The 20,755-nt window shown below is 69.1% G+C and carries 16 protein-coding genes; 14 read left to right on the top strand and 2 right to left on the bottom strand.

The annotated features are described in order from the left end of the window. The first annotated feature begins 306 nt into the window (after positions 1–306). From JL37_RS25175 to JL37_RS25145, 7 genes are all read left to right on the top strand, one after another. A complete protein-coding gene (locus JL37_RS25175; protein ID WP_043547713.1) occupies positions 307–1,194 on the top strand; it encodes a LysR family transcriptional regulator in 888 nt (295 codons plus the stop codon). Positions 1,195–1,526: 332 nt separating this feature from the next. Further along, entirely contained in the window at positions 1,527–4,076 is a 2,550-nt protein-coding gene (gene nirB / locus JL37_RS25170; protein WP_043547712.1) for a nitrite reductase large subunit NirB, read from the top strand. Continuing rightward, entirely contained in the window at positions 4,076–4,426 is a 351-nt protein-coding gene (nirD, locus tag JL37_RS25165; protein WP_043547711.1) for a nitrite reductase small subunit NirD, read from the top strand. The genes nirB and nirD overlap by 1 nt, the downstream gene beginning before the upstream one ends. Positions 4,427–4,493: 67 nt before the next feature. Continuing rightward, positions 4,494–5,306 carry a formate/nitrite transporter family protein gene (locus JL37_RS25160; RefSeq protein WP_043547710.1) on the top strand — a complete coding sequence of 271 codons (813 nt, stop codon included), beginning with the start codon at positions 4,494–4,496 and terminating at the stop codon, positions 5,304–5,306. 12 nt (positions 5,307–5,318) lie between these two features. Continuing rightward, positions 5,319–7,070, top strand: a complete 1,752-nt coding sequence (locus JL37_RS25155) for a bifunctional protein-serine/threonine kinase/phosphatase (RefSeq protein ID WP_043547709.1) — start codon at positions 5,319–5,321, stop codon at positions 7,068–7,070. Positions 7,071–7,087: 17 nt separating this feature from the next. Next, the gene (gene cobA, locus JL37_RS25150; protein ID WP_043547708.1) at positions 7,088–7,855 is read left to right on the top strand and encodes a uroporphyrinogen-III C-methyltransferase; all 768 of its coding nucleotides are present in this window, start codon (positions 7,088–7,090) and stop codon (positions 7,853–7,855) included. A gap of 21 nt (positions 7,856–7,876) precedes the next feature. Beyond that, complete coding sequence (locus tag JL37_RS25145; protein WP_043547707.1) at positions 7,877–9,139, top strand: nitrate regulatory protein; 1,263 nt, start codon at positions 7,877–7,879, stop codon at positions 9,137–9,139. A gap of 16 nt (positions 9,140–9,155) precedes the next feature. Here JL37_RS25145 and JL37_RS25140 read toward each other — a convergent pair whose 3' ends face one another. Continuing rightward, positions 9,156–11,231, bottom strand: a complete 2,076-nt coding sequence (locus JL37_RS25140) for a tetratricopeptide repeat protein (protein WP_043547706.1) — start codon at positions 11,229–11,231, stop codon at positions 9,156–9,158. A gap of 122 nt (positions 11,232–11,353) precedes the next feature. Between JL37_RS25140 and JL37_RS25135 the strand changes: the two genes are divergently transcribed. Continuing rightward, positions 11,354–12,205: a class I SAM-dependent methyltransferase gene (locus JL37_RS25135; RefSeq protein WP_081955202.1), complete on the top strand. Its 852-nt coding sequence runs from the start codon at positions 11,354–11,356 to the stop codon at positions 12,203–12,205. A 207-nt stretch (positions 12,206–12,412) separates the two neighbouring features. On the opposite strand, the gene JL37_RS25130 is transcribed toward JL37_RS25135, so the two are convergent. Continuing rightward, entirely contained in the window at positions 12,413–13,474 is a 1,062-nt protein-coding gene (locus JL37_RS25130; RefSeq protein WP_043547705.1) for a LacI family DNA-binding transcriptional regulator, read from the bottom strand. A gap of 112 nt (positions 13,475–13,586) precedes the next feature. Between JL37_RS25130 and JL37_RS25125 the strand changes: the two genes are divergently transcribed. From JL37_RS25125 to JL37_RS29830, 6 genes are all read left to right on the top strand, one after another. Then, positions 13,587–14,606 (top strand): TRAP transporter substrate-binding protein, encoded by a 1,020-nt coding sequence (locus JL37_RS25125; RefSeq protein ID WP_043547704.1) that lies wholly within the window; start codon positions 13,587–13,589, stop codon positions 14,604–14,606. Positions 14,607–14,615: 9 nt separating this feature from the next. Next, positions 14,616–16,496: a TRAP transporter large permease subunit gene (locus JL37_RS25120; RefSeq protein WP_043547703.1), complete on the top strand. Its 1,881-nt coding sequence runs from the start codon at positions 14,616–14,618 to the stop codon at positions 16,494–16,496. Between the two features lie 67 nt (positions 16,497–16,563). After that, a complete protein-coding gene (locus JL37_RS25115; protein ID WP_043547702.1) occupies positions 16,564–17,103 on the top strand; it encodes a VOC family protein in 540 nt (179 codons plus the stop codon). Between the two features lie 34 nt (positions 17,104–17,137). Then, entirely contained in the window at positions 17,138–18,415 is a 1,278-nt protein-coding gene (locus tag JL37_RS25110) for a ribulose-bisphosphate carboxylase large subunit family protein (RefSeq protein WP_043547701.1), read from the top strand. Further along, positions 18,412–19,761 carry a four-carbon acid sugar kinase family protein gene (locus JL37_RS25105; protein ID WP_043547700.1) on the top strand — a complete coding sequence of 450 codons (1,350 nt, stop codon included), beginning with the start codon at positions 18,412–18,414 and terminating at the stop codon, positions 19,759–19,761. Before JL37_RS25110 ends, JL37_RS25105 begins: the two co-directional genes overlap by 4 nt. Before the next feature lie 83 nt (positions 19,762–19,844). Continuing rightward, positions 19,845–20,744, top strand: coding sequence for an energy transducer TonB (locus JL37_RS29830; RefSeq protein WP_052097591.1), 900 nt, complete (start codon positions 19,845–19,847; stop codon positions 20,742–20,744). Positions 20,745–20,755 lie beyond the last annotated feature (11 nt).

The following is a 20,755-nucleotide window of genomic DNA, read 5'->3' as shown; positions in this document are numbered from 1 at the left end:
GCGGATTGCAAACCATCCAGTCACGTAGCTGCTTTGCGCCGGCGGCCCACCGCTTTTTATTAATCTCAATTTTCGAGATTGAATCTCATGCTACGGGATTGAACGCACGCCGGCAAGCACATTCGCGCATGCCACGCGAAATTCCCCAGGCTCGGGAAACTGCGGACCGGAGCCCGCAGCGGCGGCGGCCCCGCCGTCCATGGCCGCGTGGCGCGATCCACCGCGGATGATCGACGCGGCGCAAGGCGCGCTATAGCATCAGCAATTCCTGTCTTTTTCATTGAACGAGGAATTCCGGACCCGCCCATGGACCTGAAGCACATCCGCACCTTCGCCGCCGTGGCCCGGGAAGGCAATCTCACGCGCGCGGCCGAGCATCTTCATCTGACCCAGCCCGCGCTCAGCCTGCAACTGAAGAACTTCCAGGAATCGCTGGACCTGGCGCTGTTCTCGCGCACCGCGCAGGGGCTGGCGCCCAATGCCGACGGCCGGGCCCTGCTGCCGGCGGCCCAGCGGATCCTGGATGCGCTGGACGATTTCCAGCGCGCCATTGGCGCCCTGCGCGACACAGTCCAGGGCGAGCTGCGCATCGGCAGCATCCTCGATCCGGAGTTCCTGCGGCTGGGCGCCACCCTGCAATACATGGTGGAGCACTATCCCAAGATCCGTCCCACGCTGCGCCACGGCATGTCGGGCTGGGTGGGGCGGCAAGTGCGTTCGGGCGAACTGGACGTGGGATTCTTCCTGGGGCCGCCCGGCACCGCCGACGGCCCGGCCGGTCTGGAGGCGCTGCCGCTGGCCACGTTCACGTACTGTGTCGTGGCCCCCAAGGGCTGGGGCGCCCAGGTGGCCGGGCACGGCTGGGCCGAGATCGCCGCGCTGCCGTGGATCTGGACGCCGCCGGATTCAGTGCATCACCGCCTGCTGTCCGCCCGGTTCGACGCCCTGGGCATCGCGCCCAATGCGGTGGCCGAGGTGGACCAGGAGTCGTCGATGCTGGACCTGGTGCGCTCCGGCGTCGGCCTTTCGCTGGCGCGCGATTCCATCGCCCTGCGCGAATCGCAGGCCAACGGCCTGCTGCTGGTGAAAGGCCTGTCCATCCAGGCGGAGCTTTCGTTCATCACCCAGGCCGCGCGGCGCGACGACCCGCTCGTGGCGGCCGCCTTCTCCGCCGTGCGCGCGGCGTTCGGCTAGCAGGCCGCGCCACGCTGGTTTGCTGCGCTGCGCCAAATGGGTGCAGCGCGCACAGGACTATGCACCGGCTTGACGCAACAGCCCGCCCGGCCACCGGTGCCGGGGCGTCCACGCGCGCCCGCATTTCCTCCCTTGCTCACCGACTTGCCGGGGCGCCCCCTCCTATTCCGGCCCTCGGCAGAATTCCTGGCATGGACTTTGCTTGATGTCTGGCATGCGGGCCGCGAGGCCGGCAAGACAATTTGAGCGATACCGGCAAAGGCGCCCCGACCGCAAGGTCCAGGGCGCCTTTCGTCTTCTGAAACCTGAATATCCAAGCCCGGGGATATCCCATGAACGTATCGGCCACATCCGATTCCCTGCAAACCCTCGTTGTCGTCGGCAACGGCATGGTGGGCCACCATTGCGTCGAGCAGTTGATCGCGCTCGGCGCGCTGGAACGCTATCGCATACACGTGTATGGCGAGGAAAGCCGCCGCGCCTATGACCGGGTGCACCTGTCCGAATACCTGAACGGCCGGGACGCCGGCTCGATGGCGCTGGGCGACTCAGAGTTCTACGAGCGCGAGGGCGTGTTCCTGCACCTGGGTTCCGCCGTCCTGGAAATAGACCGCCGCCACCGCGAAATCGTGACAGCCCAGGGCCGCCAGGCCTACGACAAGCTGGTCCTGGCCACGGGCTCCTATCCCTTCGTGCCGCCGATCGCGGGCGCCGAAGGCGCGTCCCGCCTGGTGTACCGCACACTTGATGACCTGGACCTGATCCGCGCCGCCGCTCACGGCGCGCGGCGCGGGGTGGTCGTCGGCGGCGGCCTGCTGGGCCTGGAAGCGGCCAACGCGTTGAAGTCGCTGGACCTGGAAGCGCACGTAGTGGAGTTCGCGCCGCGCCTGATGCCGGTGCAACTGGACGAACAAGGCGGAGCCGCGCTGCGCGCGCGCATCGAATCGCTCGGCGTGGGCGTGCACCTGTCGCGCGCCACGCAGGACATCCGGCCCGGCACGCAATACCGCTACCGCATGCGCTTCGCCGAGGGCGCGCCGCTGGAAACCGATTTGATCGTGTTCTCGGCCGGCATCCGGCCGCAAACCTGGCTGGCGCGCAAGGCCGGATTGACGGTGGCCGAACGCGGCGGCGTGGTCATCGACGACTTCTGCCGCAGCAGCGACGAAAACATCTACGCCATCGGCGAATGCGCGGCCTGGAACGGCAGCGTGTTCGGCCTGGTGGCGCCCGGCTACCAGATGGCGCGCACCGCGGCGGCCGCGCTTTGCGGGGAATCTCCGCAGCCCTTCGCCGGCGCCGACATGTCCACCAAGCTCAAGCTGCTGGGCGTCGACGTAGGTTCGATCGGCGACGCCCATGGCGCGACGCCCGGCGCGCGCAGCTACCGCTACATCGACGAAGCCGGGGCCGGCTACCGCCGCCTGGTGGTGTCGTCCGACGGCAAGCGCGTGCTGGGCGCCGTGCTCGTGGGCGACAACAGCTATTACGACACGCTGCTGCAATACGTGCAGAACGGCATCGCGCCGCCCGCCGACCCGGCCAGCCTGATCCTGCCCCTGGGACAGGCCGCCCCACTGCTGGGCGTGGACGCGCTGCCCGCCTCGGCCACGGTGTGCTCGTGCCACAACGTCAGCAAGGGCGCCATCTGCGACGCCATCGACGCAGGCTGCGCGGACCTGGGCGCGGTCAAGGGCTGCACCAAGGCGGCCTCCGGCTGTGGCGGCTGCGCCAGCCTGCTCAAGCAGGTGGTGGAGCATGAACTGGCCGCGCGCGGCGTCGCCGTGGACAAGAGCCTGTGCGAACACTTCGCATACACGCGCCAGGAGCTCTACGCCATCGTGCGCGTGGGCGGCATCGAAACCTTCGAGCAGTTGCTGGCCAGCCACGGGCGGGGCGAGCTGGGCTGCGATATCTGCAAGCCTGCCGTCGGCTCCATCCTCGCGTCCTGCTGGAACCGTCCGATCCAGGACCCCAGCCTGGTGCCGCTGCAGGACACCAACGACACCTTCATGGCCAATATGCAGAAAAACGGCACCTATTCGGTGGTGCCGCGCATCCCGGCCGGCGAGATCACGCCAGACGGGCTGATCGCCATCGGCGCCGTCGCGAAGAAATACGGGTTGTACACGAAAATCACCGGCGGCCAGCGCATCGATCTGTTCGGCGCCCAGCTGCATGAGCTTCCCGACATCTGGAGCGAACTGATCGCGGCGGGATTCGAGACCGGCCACGCCTACGGCAAGTCCACGCGCACGGTGAAGTCCTGCGTGGGCAGCACCTGGTGCCGCTACGGTGTGCAGGACAGCGTGCGCATGGCGCTGGACATCGAGCACCGCTACAAGGGCCTGCGCTCGCCGCACAAGCTGAAGTTCGCCGTCTCGGGCTGCACGCGCGAATGCGCCGAGGCGCAGAGCAAGGACATCGGCGTGATCGCCACCGAGAACGGCTGGAACCTCTACGTCTGCGGCAATGGCGGCATGCGCCCGCGCCACGCCGAACTCTTCGCCACCGACCTGGACGACGCCACGCTGATCCGCGTCATCGACCGCCTGCTGATGTTCTACATCCGCACGGCGGACAAGCTGCAGCGCACATCGGTATGGCGCGAGTCGCTGGAAGGCGGGCTGGACTACCTGAAGCAGGTGGTGCTGGAGGACAGCCTGGGCCTGTGCGCCGAGCTGGAAGCCCAGATGCAGCTGGTGGTGGACCGCTACGAATGCGAATGGGCCAACGCCCTCAACGATCCGGAAAAGCTCAAGCGCTTCCGCACCTTCGTAAACGATGCCCGCCCGGACCCCGATATCCAGTTCGTGCAGGAACGCGGCCAGCCCCGCCCCGCCCCCGCGCGCGTCATTCCCATCGCAGAGGAGATCGCCTGATGGACGTCCATCCCCATGAGCCGCAGTCCTGGAGGCCCGTCTGCCGCCGCCAGGACCTGGTGCCCAACTCCGGCGTGGTCGCGCTGGTCGAGGGCGTGCAGATCGCGCTGTTCTATGTGCCGCGGGGCGCGGACGGCGAGGTGTACGCCATCGAGAACCGCGACCCGCGTTCCGGCGCCAACGTCATCGGCCGCGGCATCGTCGGCCACCTGGCCGGCGAGCTCGTGGTCGCCTCGCCGCTTTACAAGCAGCACTTCCGCCTGGCCGACGGAAGCTGCGTGCAGTACCCCGACCAGCGGCTGCGCGCATGGCGCGCGCGGCTGAACGCCGACGCGGTGGAAATCCGCTGAGGCCTGAGCTCCCTTCAACCCTGGCATTGCCCGCAGTACCCGATCCCCATAGAAACAGGAAGCCATCATGTCCTATATCGTCCCTGCCGAATTCGTCACCAAGATGGTGGATGCCGGCGAATCCAAGATCTACATGGCCACCCGCGACGCGCTCATCCGCGCCTACATGGCCGGCGCCATCCTGGCGCTTTCGGCGGTCTTCGCCGTGACCGTGTCCGTGCAGACGGGCTCGCCCATCCTGGGCGCCGCGCTGTTCCCCGTGGGTTTCTGCATCCTCTACCTGATGGGCTTCGACCTGCTGACGGGCGTGTTCGTCCTGACCCCGCTGGCGCTCATGGACCGCCGCCCGGGCGTCACGCTAAAGGCCGTGGTCCGCCACTGGGGCGTAATCTTCGCCGGCAATTTCCTGGGCGCGCTGACCGTGGCCTTCCTGATGGCCATCGTCTTCACCTACGGCTTCTCGACCCCGCCCAGCAAGGTCGGCGAAGTCATTTCGCACATCGGCGAGAACCGCACGCTGGGCTACAAGGAATACGGGGCGGGCGGCATGCTGACGATTTTCGTGCGCGGCGTGCTGTGCAACTGGATGGTGTCGCTGGGCGTGGTCGGCGCCATGATCTCCACCACCGTCAGCGGCAAGGTCATCGCCATGTGGATGCCCATCATGCTGTTCTTCGCGATGGGCTTCGAGCACTCCGTCGTGAACATGTTCCTGTTCCCCTCGGCCCTGATCCTGGGCGGAAATTTCTCGATCATGGACTACATGGTCTGGAACGAGATCCCGGTGGTGCTGGGCAACCTGATCGGCGGGCTGTCGCTCACCGGCCTGACGCTCTACACGACGCACATGAAGACCGCGCCCAAGCGCAGCTTCAACTGAGATCCGCCCGCCATGGACAGCCACGCGCCCCGCGAGCGCGCCGCCTCGCTGAAAATCGCGGCGGGCCAGCACAGCGAGCCCGGCAGGAAGCCCGTCAACCAGGACTTCCACGGCCTGTGCCTGCCTGGCGAGCCGCTGCTGGGCGCCAAGGGCATCGCGGTCGCGCTGGCGGACGGCATCAGCAGCAGCAAGGTCAGCCGCAACGCCAGCGAAACCGCGGTCGCCAGCTTCCTGGAGGACTACTACTGCACGCCGGAAACCTGGTCGGTGAAGAAATCGGCGCAAAAGGTGCTGGGCGCGGCCAACGCCTGGCTGCACGCCCAGACCCGCCACCGGCATGATCCCGACCGTGACCGCGGGTACGTCTGCACGATGACGGTCATGGTCCTGAAGTCGACCACGGCCCACATCCTGCACGTGGGCGACGCTCGCCTCTACCGCCTGCGCAACGGCGCGCTGGAACAGCTGACCGAAGACCACCGTGTCTGGATCGCGCACGGCAAAAGCTGCTTGAGCCGGGCGCTGGGGCTGGCGCCTCAGCTGGAGATCGATTACCACTCACAGCCGCTGGAAGTGGGCGACGTCTTCCTGCTGGCCACGGACGGCGTCTACGAACACGTAGGCGCGGAAGACATGGCCGGCGCCGTCGCGACGCACGCCGGCTGCCTCGACGAGGCCGCCCGCAAGCTGGCGGCGCTGGCCTACGAACGCGGCAGCGAGGACAACCTCACCGTGCAGATTGTCCGCATCGACGCCCTGCCCGCCCGCCAGGGCAGCGAGCTGGGCGACTACAGCCGCGACCTGCCCTGTCCGCCGCTGCTGGCGCCGGGCCAGGAATTCGAAGGCTTCCGCATCCTGGACGAACTGCGCGCCAGCAGCCGCAGCCACGTCTACCTGGCGCGCGATCAGGCCAGCGGCGCACATGCCGTCATCAAGATCCCCTCGCTGGACCTGCGCCACGATCCCGCCTACCTGGAACGGCTGCTGACCGAAGAATGGATCGCCCGCCGCATCGACAGCCGCCACGTGGTGCGCGCCTGGCTTGGCAAGAGGCCGCGCCGTTATCTGTACACCGCCAGCGAGTACATCGAAGGCCGCACCCTGACGCAGTGGATGGCCGCCAATCCCAGGCCCGCCCTGGAGCCCGCCATCGCGATCATCGAACAGATCGCCCGCGGGCTGCAAGCCCTGCACCGGCTCGAACTCGTGCACCAGGACCTGCGGCCTGACAATGTCCTCATTACGCCGGACGGCACGGCGAAGATCATCGACCTGGGCTCCGCCAAGGTCGCCGGCATCGAGGAACTGGCGCAGGCGGGTTACGCGCCGGACGTGCTGGGCACGGCCCAGTATGCCGCCCCCGAGTACTTCCTGGGCGAGGCCGGCACGCCGCGGTCCGATCTTTATTCCCTGGCCGCGATGCTCTACCAGATGCTGTCGGGCCGGCTGCCCTACGGGCCGGGCGTGGCCCGGGCCCGCAGCCGGGCCGCGCAGCTGCGCCTCTGCTATGTATCGGTGCTGGACCGCGACCGCGAAATCCCCGCCTGGATCGATGGCGTGCTCAGCCGCGCTCTGCATCCCGACCCGCGCGCGCGCACCGCCGAGCTTTCTGAATTCACGCACGCGCTGCGCCATCCCGGCGACGAAGTCCGGCGCGGCGAACGCCTGCCTCTGCTGGAGCGCAATCCGCTGGCCTTCTGGAAAGGCCTGAGCCTGGTGCTCGCGATCGCGCTCACCCTCGCCCTCGTATCCCTCCACTCATGAACGCAAGGACGCACACCATGAATCCTGCCGTCTCGCTGATCGGCGCGGGCCCCGGAGATCCGGAGCTGCTGACGCTCAAAGCGGTCAAGGCCCTGGGCCGGGCCGACGTCGTCCTGGTCGACGATCTGGTCGACACGCGGATCCTCGAATACTGCCCTGGCGCGCGCATCGTGCGCGTAGGCAAGCGCGGCGGCTGCCGCTCCACCCCGCAGGACTTCATCCAGCGCCTGATGCTGCGCTACGCCCGGCAGGGCCTGCGAGTTGCGCGGCTGAAGGGAGGCGATCCCTGCATCTTCGGACGGGGCGGCGAAGAAGCGCAGTGGCTCAGCGACCGCGGCGTGGCCTGCGAAATCATCAACGGGATCACCGCGGGGCTGGCCGCGGCAAGCGCGAGCGGCATCCCGCTGACGCAGCGCGGCCTGGCCCAGGGCGTTACACTGATCACCGCCCATTCCCAGGACGGCACCACGCCGGACTGGTCCGGGCTGGCGCGCAGCGGCACGACGCTGGTGGTCTACATGGGAGTGGCAAAGGTGAACGACATGAGCAGGCAGCTGCTGGCGGCCGGCATGGCCGCCGACACTCCCGTGGCGATGATAGAGCGCGCCTCCCTGCCCGGCCAGCGCCTCTGCCCGTCCACGCTGGCCGCCATGGCGCGCGACGCGGACGCCTTCCAGCTGCGCAGCCCCGCCATTCTTGTGATCGGCCAGGTCGCCGCGTGCCGCGTGCTCGGCATCGCCGACGCTCCCGCCGAGTCAGCCCCGCCGCTGCGCCGGCAAGCCTGACTTCCCACGCGAGGGCACGCCATGGCCGAACGCCACATGCCGCCGCCGCTGCGCTTCCTGCTGGCCGCGCGCCGCAGCGAGCTCCGAGACCTGGAAGCCCTGGCCGGCACCTGTGAACTGGTGCTGAGGATCAGCGCGCTGGTGCATGCGCTGCAAAAGGAACGCGGCTATTCCAACCTGACGCTGAGCGGCGACAGCGAGCGCCTGCTGCCCACGCTGGCCGGCCTGAGCGCCGAAGCCGGCGCCGTCGAGACGGACGCGCGCGCTTTCCTGGACGGACTGGAGACCGGCGCCGCGGCGGGCGCGGGCCGGGCCCGCCTGCTCAATGGCATCGCCTATGCCTTGTTCCGGCTGGACGAACTGCCGCGCCTTCGCCACCAGGTGCGCGAGCGGCGCCTGCCGGCGCACGAAGCCGACTCGCGGTTCACGCTCGTGATCGCCAGCCTGCTTGCCGTGGTCGTCGAAGCCGCGGACTCCGCGCTCGACGCCGGCGTCACACGCAACCTGGTGGCGCTGCTGAACTTCATACAGGGCAAGGAGCTGAGCGGCCAGGAACGCGCCTGCGGCGTCACAGGCTTCACCGCGGGCTGGTTCAGCGACGAACAGAAAGCCCGCATGCTGGGCCTGGCCGCCAACCAGGCGCGCAGCTTCGACAGCTTCGCGCAATACGCGCAGGACGCGCCCCTGCAATACTGGGAGCAAGCGCGCCAGCACGAACCCCAGGTCCAGCGCATGCGCGACATGGCGCAGCGCACCTCGGACGCGCAGCGCGTCGACGGCAGCCTGGCCGGCTTGTGGTTTGACCTCTGCACCGCGCGCATCGACGCCATGCGCGATGTGGAAACCCGGCTGGCCCGGGACCTGGCGCAGCAATGCGCCCGGCGCATCGAGGAAACCCGCCAGGAACTGGACGACCGCCGCCTGCTGCTCAGCCGCTACGCCGACCACGCCAGCGGGCGCGCGCCCAGCCTGGTATTCAGCGTGCAGAGCCGGATCCTGGACGCGCCCCCTCAGGACGGCGTGGGCAAGGAACTGGAACGTTCGATACTGGACATGATGCGCGAGCAGGCCCTGCGCATGCAGCGCGCCGACGACGCACTGAGCAGCGTGCGCAGCGCGCTGGACGAAAGCAAGCGCGTCGACCGCGCCAAGCTGCTGCTGATCAGCCGCTACGGTCTCACCGAGCCGGCCGCGCACGAGCGGCTGCAACGCGCCGCCATGGACGGCGGACTGTCGCTGGCGGAAGCGGCGCGGCGGATCGTCGAGCAGTTGGGCGAGGGCTGAGCGCCCGCCCGGCGCTTCAACCCAATCCGATGCGCCGGGCGCCGTCCCGGAACAGGGCCTCGGCCTCCGGGCTGAGATGGAACGCCGCAAGGAAATCCTCGATGCGGTAGGACGGCGCCGTCTTGCGGATCGAGGCCAGCAGCACGGACGCCTCTTCGACCCTGCCGATCATGGCAAGACAGCAGGCGGCGATCGCCAGGATATGCACGTGGGCGTTGACGCGCGCCGCCGCCTGGACGGCCCAGTCGGCGGCTTCTTCGAGCCGGCCGAGGCGGACCAGCGCGATCGCGCGGACGGCCAGCATCCCGAACAGCAGCGGGTCGAAGGGGCTCAGCCGGCGCGAATGGTCGGACGAGCCGATCGCCGCCTCGGCGTCGCCCGACTGGCAGTTGACGAATCCGAGCGTGTAATGCGCCAGCGCGAAGTTCGGGCTCAGGTCCACGGCGCGCTGCAATTCGGTCAAGGACTGGTCCAGGCGGCCGCGCAGCCACAGCGCCCGGCCCATGGCCCAGTGCGCGGCCGGATCGCGATCATCCGCGGCCAGGCCCTGCCCGGCGGCTTCATGCGCCCGCTCGATGGCCGGCTCCCGTTCGCCCCAGCGCTGGAAAGCGTTCTGCCAGTGGGTAAAGGACAGGCCGGCATAGGCCCGCGAAAACGTCGGATCCAGCCTCACCGCCATCTCGAAAAAATGCCGCGCCCGCTCGTTGTCCTCGCGGTTGAACCGGTACATGTGCCACAGGCCGCGGTGATGGGCCTGCCAGGCATCCAGGGAATTCGGCGGCCGCAGGATGGCGAGCTTGCACTCGGCGGCTTCGACCTCGCTCTCGATTGAGGCGACGATCCGATTGCCGATTTCGTCCAGCGCGAGAAAGGCGTCGTCCAGCTTGTGGTCGAAGACGTCCGCCCACACGATGCGCGCGGTGCGAGATTCGACCAGTTCGACGGACACGGCGAGGCGCTTGTCCTGCCGGAGCAGCGTGCCGCTGACCACGTAGTCCACGTTCAGCGTCCGGCCGGCCTCTTCCGGGCCCACGCTGCGCTGGTCGAGCGCGAACACGGTCCCCTGCGCGATGACGAACAGGCTGCGCAGCTTCGCCAGACGCGTGATGATGTCGTAGGCCAGGCCGTCCGCCAGGCCGCCGCGCACGCCGCGCTGCGCGGCCTCGTCGACGAACGGCATCACCGCGATCGACGCGCGGCCGGACCGCTCCAACGCGCCGTCGGGGGGGCCGGGCCGTGGCGCCGCTTCCTTGGCCGACGTCTCCGCGCCGGCCGGGCCGGTCGCCCGGCGGGCCTTCGCGTCCCGCCACGCCTCGCGCAGCGGCCGCCAGTCCAGCCCTTCGGCCTCGAAGGCCCGCACCGCGGCGGCCAGGTGCTCCTGGCCTTCGCGCCACTGGCCGCGATGCGCCAACGAGTCCAGCATCAGCTCATGCGCACGCCGGTCGAACGGGGCCAGCTGCAGCCACTGGTCCAGGCAGGCGAAGCTTTCCGCGGAGCCGGCCGCAAGCCGCGCCGCCAAGTGTTCCAGCACCGCGACCTGGCAGGCCCTCAGGCGCCGCCGCTGCGCCGTCAGCCAGTTGTTGAAAAACGGGTTGCGGTCTATCTCCAGCCCTTCCAGGAAATCGCCCGTGAACAGGGTGGAGAGTGCGCGCAGCCGCTGCGCATCCAGCGTGTCGATTCCGTGCTGCATCGCCCGCCCGATCTCGATGACATCCACGTGGCAATCGCCGAGGGCCAGCCGCACCGTGTCCTGCGCGGTCTCGATCCTGCGCCGGCCGGGCTCGTCGAGCAGGGATCTGGCCTTGCTCAGACACCAGCGCAGCTCGCCGCGGGGATCGTTCGGAACGTCCCACAGCAATTCGCAGAGATGGGCGCGCATGACCGCCTGCGGCGCGAGCGCCAGGTAGGCGATGAGCGCCCGCAGCTTGCGGGAAGGCGGCAGCGCGACGACGCTGCCTGCCCTGCGGATCGTCAGCGGCCCCAGCATGCGCAGCTCGACGAGCGCCTCGGGGACGGAGCGGTCCGGCCCGGGGAGGCCCCTTCCATCCGATTCCCCGGCCGATTCCACGCGCGCTACCACGCTCGCCTCCATGGCCGGCCCCTATCGTGGATTCCGGGGAGCACGGCACGCGCATCCCCGCGCGGCGCCGGTTGCGATCCCCCCTGGCGGCGGCAAGCGCCGTCGCATGCACATCGATGCAATGGAGACAAACCATGTCCATATCCACCCTCGCCAGCAGCCCGGCGCGTGAATCCGCGCAGCAGCCCGACCTGGCCGCGTTGAAGGCCCGCCAACAGGCCACCTGGTCTTCCGGAGACTACGCCGTCGTCGGCACGACGCTGCAGATCGTGGGCGAACAGCTGTGCGAATCCCTGGATGTCCGAGCCGGGCAGAAGGTGCTCGACGTCGCCGCCGGCAATGGCAATGCCTCGCTGGCCGCCGCGCGCCGCTGGTGCGACGTCGTCTCGACCGACTACGTGCCCGCGCTGCTCGGGCGCGCCCGCGAACGCGCCGCCGCGGAGCGGCTGAAGATCGAGTTTCAGGAAGCCGACGCCGAAGCGCTGCCGTTTCCGGATGGAGGATTCGACGCCGTCGTCTCGACCTTCGGGGTCATGTTCACGCCCAACCAGGACAAGGCGGCCGCCGAGCTGGTCCGCGTGTGCCGGCCGGGCGGCAAGATCGGCCTGGCCAACTGGACGCCGGACGGTTTCATCGGCCAGGTATTCAAAACCATCGGCAAGCACCTGCCGCCGCCCGCCGGGATCAAGTCGCCCGCGCTTTGGGGCACGCGGGCGCGCCTCGAAGAAATGTTCGGGGCGCATGCGTCCTCGATCAAGACCGAAGCGCGCGATTTCGTGTTCCGCTATCGCTCTCCCGAGCACTGGCTGCAGGTGTTCAAGACCTACTACGGGCCGCTGCTCAAGGCTTTCGGCGCGCTGGAGCCGGCGGCGCAGACGGCGCTGACCGGCGATCTGATGGCGCAGATCGAGCGATTCAATCGCTCTGGCGATGCCGCGATGGTGGTGCCCGGCGAGTATCTCGAAATCGTGGTCACCCGCCGGTGACCGGGCCGTGATCCAAGCGCTTCGAGAGACCGGGCCATCCAGGCGGACGGCAGGCAGGAAGTAATCCATGGCGCGACGCCCTCGCGGCCGCCCGGTGCTCGGCCCGGGCGGCCGATGGTACGCAACTGATAGAACCCATACGCGAAATCATACGCCCGTGCCCCTGCACCGGTGCGGGCTCCCTAATCCGGCGGCGCCCTGCCAGGCTCAGGGCAGGTTCTCCCGGAAGACCACCTGGCTGCGCGCCAGTTCCACGCCGTTCATGGCGCTGCGCTTGTCGCGCAGATTGCAGAAGATGCGCACGCAGCTCATCAGCGCTTCCATCGGACTTTGCGTGATGACGGCATCCATGGTGCCGTCTATCAGCAGCGAACGGGTGTCGGGCGTGAGGCCATGGCCGATGAAGACGACGCGGTGCTGCAGGCCGGCCTCCTTCAGCGCGCGCGCCACGCCGTCCGACGCGCCGCCGATGTTGTAGATGCCGGCCAGCTGGGGATATTGCTCCAGCAACTGGCGCGTCTGCTCGTAGTTTCTTTGCTCATCGTCGTAGCCCTCCCGCAAGTCCACCACTTGCATGGCCTGGAACTGTTCCGCGTACAGCTGCAGGAAGCCCCCTTCGCGCTCCTCGTGCGCCCGGTAGTGGCGCGACCCGGCGATCAACGCCACGTGCGCCGCCCGCGAGCCGATGAAGCGCGCGATGAGATACCCCGCGGTGCGGCCGGCGGCGCGGTTGTCCAGGCCCACGTAGGCCGCGCGCGCGCTGTTGGCGATGTCGGAAATCAGCGTCACCGTCGGCACGCCCTGCTGCGCAAGCGCGTCGACGGCTTCGCGCACCGCCGGATGCTCCAGCGCCATGAAGGCAATGCCGTCCGCCCGCTTGCCGTGCTTGGCCAGCGCCAGCGCCAGCGCATCGGGGTTGAAGCTTTCCACGTACTCAACCTGGCACTTGGCGTTCAGCGGCGCGAAATGCTCGTGCGCGTAGCTGACCGTGTCGCCCAGCATGCGCAGATAACGGTTGCTGCCGCGCGGCAGCAGGAACACCAGCCGCATCGGTTCGGGCGCGGCGGCCGAGCGTATGTCCTGCTCGGGCAGGTAGTCCAGTTCGAGCGCGGCCTTGAAAACCTTTTGCGCGGTGCTGGCTCGCACGCCGGGGCGGCGGTTCAGCACGCGGTCGGCCGTGGCGGTGGAGACGCCGGCCAGGGCGGCCACGTCCGCCAGCCGCGCAAGCTTGCGTTCGGGAGGAATTCGATTCACATCAAAAACCATCATGAAAGAAGTTTGACGATGATAGCGCCAATTCACTATTGTCCAGTCTGCCGCATGGGATTGGCGCTTTTGTGGCACATCAAAAAACATCATAACCATGTTTATGGAGACAACCATGAAGCTGCTGACACGCCGCAGTGCCCTGCGCCGCCTTGCCGCGGTTCCCGCCCTAGCCCTGACCAGCGGCTTCCCGCTGATCGCCCGCGCGGCCGACTACACGCTCAAGTACGGCAACAACCTGCCCGTCACCCACCCGCTGAACATCCGCGCCCAGGAAGCGGCCGAACGCATCCTCAAGGAAAGCAACGGCCGCGTGGACATCAAGATCTTCCCGAACAACCAGCTGGGCGGAGACACCGACATGCTGGCCCAGGTGCGCTCGGGCGGCATCGACTTCTTTACGCCTTCGGCGCTGGTCATCGCGACCCTGGTGCCGGTCGCCGCGATCAACGCCGTCGGCTTCGCCTTCAAGGACTACAACCAGGTCTGGAGCGCCATGGACGGCGCGCTGGGCGCGCACGTGCGCGCCGCCATCGCGCAGCGCCGCCTGTACGCCTTCGAAAAAATGTGGGACAACGGCTTCCGCCAGACCACCAGCAGCAAGGCGCCCGTCAACACGGCGGCCGACATGGAGGGCCTGAAGATCCGCGTGCCGGTGAGCTCGCTGCCGATCTCCATGTTCAAGGGCCTGGGCGCCGCCCCGGCCAGCCTGCAATTCAGCGAAGTCTATTCGTCGCTGCAGACCAAGGTGGTGGACGCCCAGGAGAACCCGCTGCCCATCATCCAGGTCGCCAAGCTGTACGAAGTGCAGAAGTACTGCTCGCTCACCAACCATATCTGGGACGGCTACTGGTTCATCGCCAACGGCCGCATGTGGGAAGGCCTGCCGGAAGACCTGAAGACGGTCGTGGCCCGCGGCATCAACGAAGCCGGCCTGGCGCAGCGCGAGGACATCAAGAAGCTCAACGCCTCTGTGCAGTCGGACCTGGAAGGCAAGGGCCTGCTGTTCAACCAGCCGTCCGCCGACAGTTTCCGCCAGCAGTTGCGCAGCGCCGGTTTCTACAAGGAATGGCAGGGCCGCTTCGGCAACGAGGCCTGGGCCCTACTGGAGCAGGCCGTCGGCAAGCTGGCCTGAGGTCGCGCCATGTCCTCCCTGTCCGCTCCCCACGCCGCGCCGCCCCTGCTGCCGGCCCACCCCCTGCGCCGGGCCGCCGGCGCGCTAGACGGACTGCTGGGCTGCGTGGTCGAACACGTGGCGGCGGCCATCGTGCTGGTCGAGATCGCCGTGCTGTTCGCGGGCGTAGTGGCGCGCTACGCGTTCCACAGCCCGCTGGTCTGGTCCGACGAGCTCGCATCCATCCTGTTCCTGTGGCTGTCCATGCTGGGCGCGGTCGTCGCGCTGCGGCGCGGCGAGCACATGCGCATGACCGCGCTGGTCAACAATGTCGGCCCCGCGCGGCGCGCGCAGCTGGAGACCGTCGCCCTGGCCGCATCGCTGGCCTTCCTGGCGCTGATCCTCGCGCCCGCCATCGAGTATGCGCATGAGGAACACTTCATCATCACGCCCGCTCTGGAACTGAGCAACGCCTGGCGCGCCGCCGCCATCCCGGTCGGCATGGGGCTGATGGCCGTGGTGGCCCTGCTGCGGCTGGTGCGCACGCAGACCCTGGCCCAGATGCTGGCGGCGCTGGCAGGCGCGGCGGCCGTGGTGGCGCTGTTCTGGCTGGCCCAGCCGCTGTTCTCCCCGCTGGGCAAGCTGAACCTGCTGATCTTCTTCGTCGGCATCGTCGCCGCCACCGTCTTCGCGGGCGTGCCGATCGCCTTCTCGTTCGCGCTGGCGACCTTCTCCTACCTGGTCCTGACCACCAACACCCCCATGTTGGTTATGGTGGGCCGGCTGGACGAAGGCATGTCCCATCTGATGCTGCTGGCCGTGCCGCTGTTCATCTTCCTGGGATCGCTGATCGAAATGACCGGCATGGCTCGCGCCATGATCCAGTTCCTCGCCAGCCTGCTGGGCCATGTGCGTGGCGGGCTGTCCTATGTGCTGATCGGCGCCATGTACCTGGTGTCGGGCATATCGGGCTCCAAGATCGCCGACATGGCGGCCATCGCGCCGGTGCTGTTCCCCGAAATGCAGAAGCGCGGCGCCAAGCCCGGAGACCTGGTCGCGCTGCTGTCGGCCACCGGCGCGCAGACCGAGACCATTCCGCCCTCGATCGTCCTCATCACCATCGGCTCGGTGACGGGCGTGTCCATCGCGGCGCTGTTCACCGGCGGCCTGCTGCCCGCCGTGGTGCTGGGCCTGGCGCTGTGCTCGGTGGTGTGGTGGCGCTACCGCAAGGAAGACCTGAGCCTGGCCCAGCGTTTCACGCCCAGGGAAATCGGCCGCTATTTCGTGATCGCGCTGCCCGCGGTGGCGCTGCCCTTCGTGATCCGCGCCGCGGTGGTCGAAGGCGTGGCGACCGCCACCGAGGTCTCCACCATCGGCATCGTTTATTCCGCGATCATCGGACTGCTGATCTACCGGCGCTTCGATTGGGCGCGCCTCAAGCCCATGCTGATCGAGACGGCTTCGCTCTCCGGCGCCATCATGCTGATCGTGGGCTGCGCCACGGCCATGGCCTGGGCGCTGACGCAATCGGGTTTCTCGGGCGACCTGGCCCGCCTGATGGCCGGCATGCCCGGCGGCGCCTACGGATTCCTGGCCGTGTCCATCGTGGCCTTCATCATCCTGGGCAGCGTGCTGGAAGGCATCCCCGCCATCGTGCTGTTCGGCCCGCTGCTGTTCCCGATCGCGGCGCAGGCGGGCGTGCATGAAGTCCACTACGCGATGGTCGTGATCTTCGCGATGGGCATCGGCCTGTTCGCGCCGCCCTTCGGCGTGGGCTACTACGGCGCATGCGCCATCAGCCGCGTCGATCCGAACGAGGGTATCGGCCCGATCTGGGGCTATATCGCCGCCCTGCTGGTGGGCCTGGTCATCGTGGCCGCCTTCCCCTGGTTCTCCATCGGTTTCCTGTGAGGCCCGCGGCCCGATCCGGGCCGCGCCTTCCCCACACTCTCCAACCCTTCTTCCGCAAAGATCCATCATGAGTCGTTTCCTGGGCGAAATCCGCCAACTCGGTTATGTGGTGCACGATATCGAAGCCGCCATGGACTACTGGAGCGCCACGCTGGGCGTGGGCCCCTGGTACTACAACCCGCGCGTGCCCATCGTGAACTACCGGTACGACGGCGCCAGCCATGAACCGCACAATTCGGTGGCACTGGCCAACTCCGGCTTCGTGCAGGTCGAGCTGATCCAGACCCGCAACGACGTGCCCTCCATGTACCGCGATTTCCTGCAAGCCGGCCGCACCGGCCTGCAACACGTGGCCTACTGGACGGAGAACTACGACGCCGACCTGGAGCGCCTGCTGGCGCAGGGCTTCAAGCCCAAGATGAGCGGCGAAGTGGGCGAAAAAGGCCGCTTCATCTACTTCGACACCGAATACCACCCCGGCACCGTGATCGAATTGTCCGAAGTGGCCGGCCCCAAGGGCCGCATGTTCGACCTGATCCGGGACAGCGCCCGCGACTGGGACGGCAAGGACCCCGTCCGCCCCTTCCCCGACCTGAGCCGCCTCTGACGCGCCCCGTCCGCCATCGCCGCATACCGCCACCATGAATTCCCAATCGTTTACCGCCACCTACCTGATCGAAACGCCCATGGATCCCGCCCGGGTCGCGGAGGTCATGGCCGGCGAGCAGTCCTGCGGCACGTTCACCCGCGTGCAGGGCGAAACCGATGAACTTCGCGCCCGCGCCCGCGCGCGGGTCGAATCCATCGAGGAGCTGGATTCCGCCGACGCCCCCAGCCTGCCCAACGCCTGGCTGGCGCGCCAGCCGGGCGGGATGCCGTCCCGGTACCGGCGCGCCCGCGTGCGCATCGCCTTTCCGGTCGCCAATGTCGGCGCCAACCTGCCGACGCTGGCGGCCACGGTCGGCGGCAACCTGTACGACCTGGGCGAAGTGACCGGCCTGCGCCTGGAAAGCATGGAGCTGCCGGCGAACTACCGAGCGCAGTTCGACCTGCCGCGGGCCGGCATCGCGGGCACGCGCGAACTGACGGGCGTGGCGAGCGGGCCGCTGGTGGGCACCATCATCAAGCCGAACGTGGGCCTGTCGCCCGAGCAGACCGCGCACCTGGTGGCCCAGCTATGCGCCGCCGGCGTCGATTTCATCAAGGACGACGAGGTCTGCGCCAACCCGGCCCATGCGCCCCTGGCGCAGCGCGTGGCGGCCGTCATGGCCGTGGTGCGCGCCCACCGCGAACGCACCGGCCGCCAGGTGATGGTGGCGTTCAATATCACCGACGAGACCGACGCCATGCGCCGCCACGCCGACCTCATCGAAAGCGAGGGAGGCACCTGCGTCATGGCCAGCCTGAACCACTGCGGCTATTCCGCCATCCAGACCCTGCGCCGCAGCACGCCCCTGGTCCTGCACGGCCACCGCAACGGCTACGGCGCGCTGTCGCGCCACGCCCTGCTGGGCATGGGCTTCCAGGCCTACCAGACGCTGTGGCGCCTGGCCGGCGTGGACCATATGCACGTCCACGGCCTGCAAGGCAAGTTCTCGCAGGACGATCGCGAAGTCGTGGACTCCGCGCGCGATTGCCTGGCGTCGCTTACGTATGGCATCGACGACCCCGTCATGCCCGCTTTCTCGTCCGGCCAATGGGCGGGCACCGTGCCCGCCACCTGGTCCGCCGTGCGCAGCGACGACCTGCTGTTCATGTCGGGCGGCGGCATCCTCGCCCATCCGGACGGCCCGGCGGCCGGCGTGCTGAGCATCCGCCAGGCCTGGCAGGCGATGCGCGAGGGGCAAAGCCTGGAAGACCATGCGCGCCAGGCGCCCGAGCTGCGGCGCGCGATCGACTTCTTCGGAAACCGCGCATGAGCGGCGGCGAGCGCGGCCCCGTTCCGCCGCGAGTGTCCTGGTACGGCGACGATTTCACCGGAGCCACCGACACGCTCGCGGAGGTTTCCCGCGCCGGCCTGCGCAGCCTGCTGTTCCTGGGCGTGCCCACGGCGGAGCAGTTGCGGCGGGCCGGCCCGCTGGACGCCATCGGCATCGCGGGCGCGGCCCGGGGCATGGCTCCCGCGGATATGCAGGTGGAGCTGCGCGGCGTGGGCCGCTTCATGGCCGGCACGGGCGCGCGCGTGCTGCACTACAAATGCTGTTCCACCTTCGACAGCGCGCCCCACGTCGGCAACATCGGCGCCGCCGTCCAGGAGCTGCGCCGCCACATGCCCAACCCGCTGGTGCCCATCGTGGGCGGCCAACCCAGCATCGGACGCTATTGCAGCTTCGCCCAGCTGTTCGCCCGCGCGGGCTCCGCCCCCGAGATCCATCGCATCGACCGCCATCCGGTCATGAGCGCGCACCCTGTCACGCCCATGCACGAAGCGGACCTGCGGCGGCATCTTGCGGCGCAAGGCCTGCTCGACGTGCGCTCCGTGCCGCACACGGCCTACCCCCGCCTGCGGCAGGCGGCGGACGCGCCCGCGCTGGAGCATTGGATCGACCAGATCATCGAAACGACCGACGGCCCCTTGTTGCTGGACCTGGTCGACGACGAGCAACTGCCCGTCATCGGCCGCCTGATCTGGCGAGCCGCCTCCTGCCTGCCGCTGCTGGCCGTCGGCCCCAGCAGCGTGCAGCAGGCGCTGGCCCGCGCCATGCCGGGCGCCCGCGCAAGCCTCGCGCCCGCCCCGTTGCCGGCCGCCGCCGGGCCGGTGCTGGTCATGGCGGGCAGCCTGTCGCCCGTCACGGCCAGGCAGATCGCCGCCTGCCGCCACTACATGCGCCAGCCGCTGCGCGTGGAGCAGCTTCTCGCTGATGAGGGCTACGCCGCCGCACAGGCCCGGCAGGCCATCGCCGCGCTGGCGCAGGGCAAGAACGTGCTGGTGCATACCGACAGCCCCGGCCACGCGCCCGCCGCGGAACATACCGCGGCCACCGCCCGCGCCACCGCCCGGCTGGCCGCCGCCATCGTGCAAGGCTGCGCGCAGGCCGGCCAGCGGCTCGGCCGCATCGGCATCGCAGGCGGCGACACCTCCAGCCAGGCTACGCTGGCGCTGGGCCTGTGGGGCTTGGCGTTTCGCTGCGTGCTCGCGCCGGGCGTCACCGTCAGCATCGCGCGCAGCGATGACCCGCGCATGGATGGCATGGAACTGATGCTCAAGGGCGGCCAGATGGGCGGCGACCTGCTGTTCGACGACCTGGCGTTGGGCCAGGCCTGACGCGCCGGATGCGCGGCCGGGTTATGCTGCGGCCACGCGTCCGGCCGCCCGCCGGGCCCCGGTCACCCAGGAGAACTCCCGACATGAATTGGCCGCTCCGCGCATCGGCGATGGCCGCGATCGTGCTGTGCGCGTCCGCCGCCGCTGCGGCCGCCGTCCCTGCATCCCGCGCAGAATGGAGCAACGCCGTGGTGCGCCAGTTGCAGCGCCACCTCTCCATGCCCAAGGAAGCCCGCGACCTGGAAGGTCCGCTCAACCTGCGCCTGCGCCTGACCGTCCTGCGCGACGGCAAGATCGATAAGGTGGAGTTGGCAAGTTCCTCTGGCTATGTCGCCGTGGACAACGCCGCCTCCGGCATGGTCCGCCGGGCGAGCCCGCTGCCCGCCTTCGCTCCCGACATGGCGGCCGAAAAGGAAATCGTGATGCTGCCGGTGCGTTTCCAGACCGAGGGCCAGGCGCCGCAGCCTTCCTCAAGCACCAGGCGCCAGTATGCCGACCCGGCGCGCGGCTTCGGTGTAACGGTGCCCGCCCCCTACCAGATCCTGCGCACCGGCCGCACGCCGGAGTTCGACGTGCTCGTCCAGATTGCCAGCGCCACCGGCGCTCCACCCTCGGCGGGGGCCGCCGACGCGCTGTGCGGCATCGGCTTCGCTGCGCCGCGCAAGACGCTGAAGACCCGTCCCGGCGCGGGCACGCCCCTTACGGCGGAGGCCCGGCTGGTCGCCGCCAAGGCCGCGCAGGCCGAGCACGGCGTAGGGCTCGAAGAACGCCAGGCATTCGAGCTGCACGGGGCCCGGGGCGTGGACTTCGTCGCCCCGCCCGCCGGCGGGCCGGATCGCGAGCGGCTGCTGCAATACACCGCGCTCGTCGATACCCTCACGCTGCGGGTCTCCATGAACTGCACCACCACGCGCGACGGCATGGCGGCCGCCCTGCCCGCCTTCCGGCGCATCCGCGACGGCATCAGCCTGGGCAGGCAGTAGCGCGCCCGCTG

Origin of the sequence: Achromobacter sp. RTa (assembly GCF_000757485.1) — a bacterium.
GTDB lineage: Bacteria > Pseudomonadota > Gammaproteobacteria > Burkholderiales > Burkholderiaceae_B > Achromobacter.
Note: the sequence above shows the minus strand (reverse complement) of the source record. Positions and strands in the feature narration are given on the sequence as shown.

Coding starts and splice junctions, on each gene's coding strand:
- JL37_RS25145 (WP_043547707.1), top strand. CDS start 7,877: ATGGCCGAACGCCACATGCCGCCGCCGCTGCGCTTCCTGCTGGCCGCG.
- JL37_RS25115 (WP_043547702.1), top strand. CDS start 16,564: ATGAGTCGTTTCCTGGGCGAAATCCGCCAACTCGGTTATGTGGTGCAC.
- JL37_RS25155 (WP_043547709.1), top strand. CDS start 5,319: ATGGACAGCCACGCGCCCCGCGAGCGCGCCGCCTCGCTGAAAATCGCG.
- JL37_RS25125 (WP_043547704.1), top strand. CDS start 13,587: ATGAAGCTGCTGACACGCCGCAGTGCCCTGCGCCGCCTTGCCGCGGTT.
- JL37_RS25110 (WP_043547701.1), top strand. CDS start 17,138: ATGAATTCCCAATCGTTTACCGCCACCTACCTGATCGAAACGCCCATG.
- cobA (WP_043547708.1), top strand. CDS start 7,088: ATGAATCCTGCCGTCTCGCTGATCGGCGCGGGCCCCGGAGATCCGGAG.
- JL37_RS29830 (WP_052097591.1), top strand. CDS start 19,845: ATGAATTGGCCGCTCCGCGCATCGGCGATGGCCGCGATCGTGCTGTGC.
- JL37_RS25130 (WP_043547705.1), bottom strand. CDS start 13,474: ATGATGGTTTTTGATGTGAATCGAATTCCTCCCGAACGCAAGCTTGCG.
- JL37_RS25140 (WP_043547706.1), bottom strand. CDS start 11,231: ATGGAGGCGAGCGTGGTAGCGCGCGTGGAATCGGCCGGGGAATCGGAT.
- JL37_RS25135 (WP_081955202.1), top strand. CDS start 11,354: ATGTCCATATCCACCCTCGCCAGCAGCCCGGCGCGTGAATCCGCGCAG.
- JL37_RS25160 (WP_043547710.1), top strand. CDS start 4,494: ATGTCCTATATCGTCCCTGCCGAATTCGTCACCAAGATGGTGGATGCC.
- JL37_RS25105 (WP_043547700.1), top strand. CDS start 18,412: ATGAGCGGCGGCGAGCGCGGCCCCGTTCCGCCGCGAGTGTCCTGGTAC.
- nirB (WP_043547712.1), top strand. CDS start 1,527: ATGAACGTATCGGCCACATCCGATTCCCTGCAAACCCTCGTTGTCGTC.
- JL37_RS25120 (WP_043547703.1), top strand. CDS start 14,616: ATGTCCTCCCTGTCCGCTCCCCACGCCGCGCCGCCCCTGCTGCCGGCC.
- nirD (WP_043547711.1), top strand. CDS start 4,076: ATGGACGTCCATCCCCATGAGCCGCAGTCCTGGAGGCCCGTCTGCCGC.
- JL37_RS25175 (WP_043547713.1), top strand. CDS start 307: ATGGACCTGAAGCACATCCGCACCTTCGCCGCCGTGGCCCGGGAAGGC.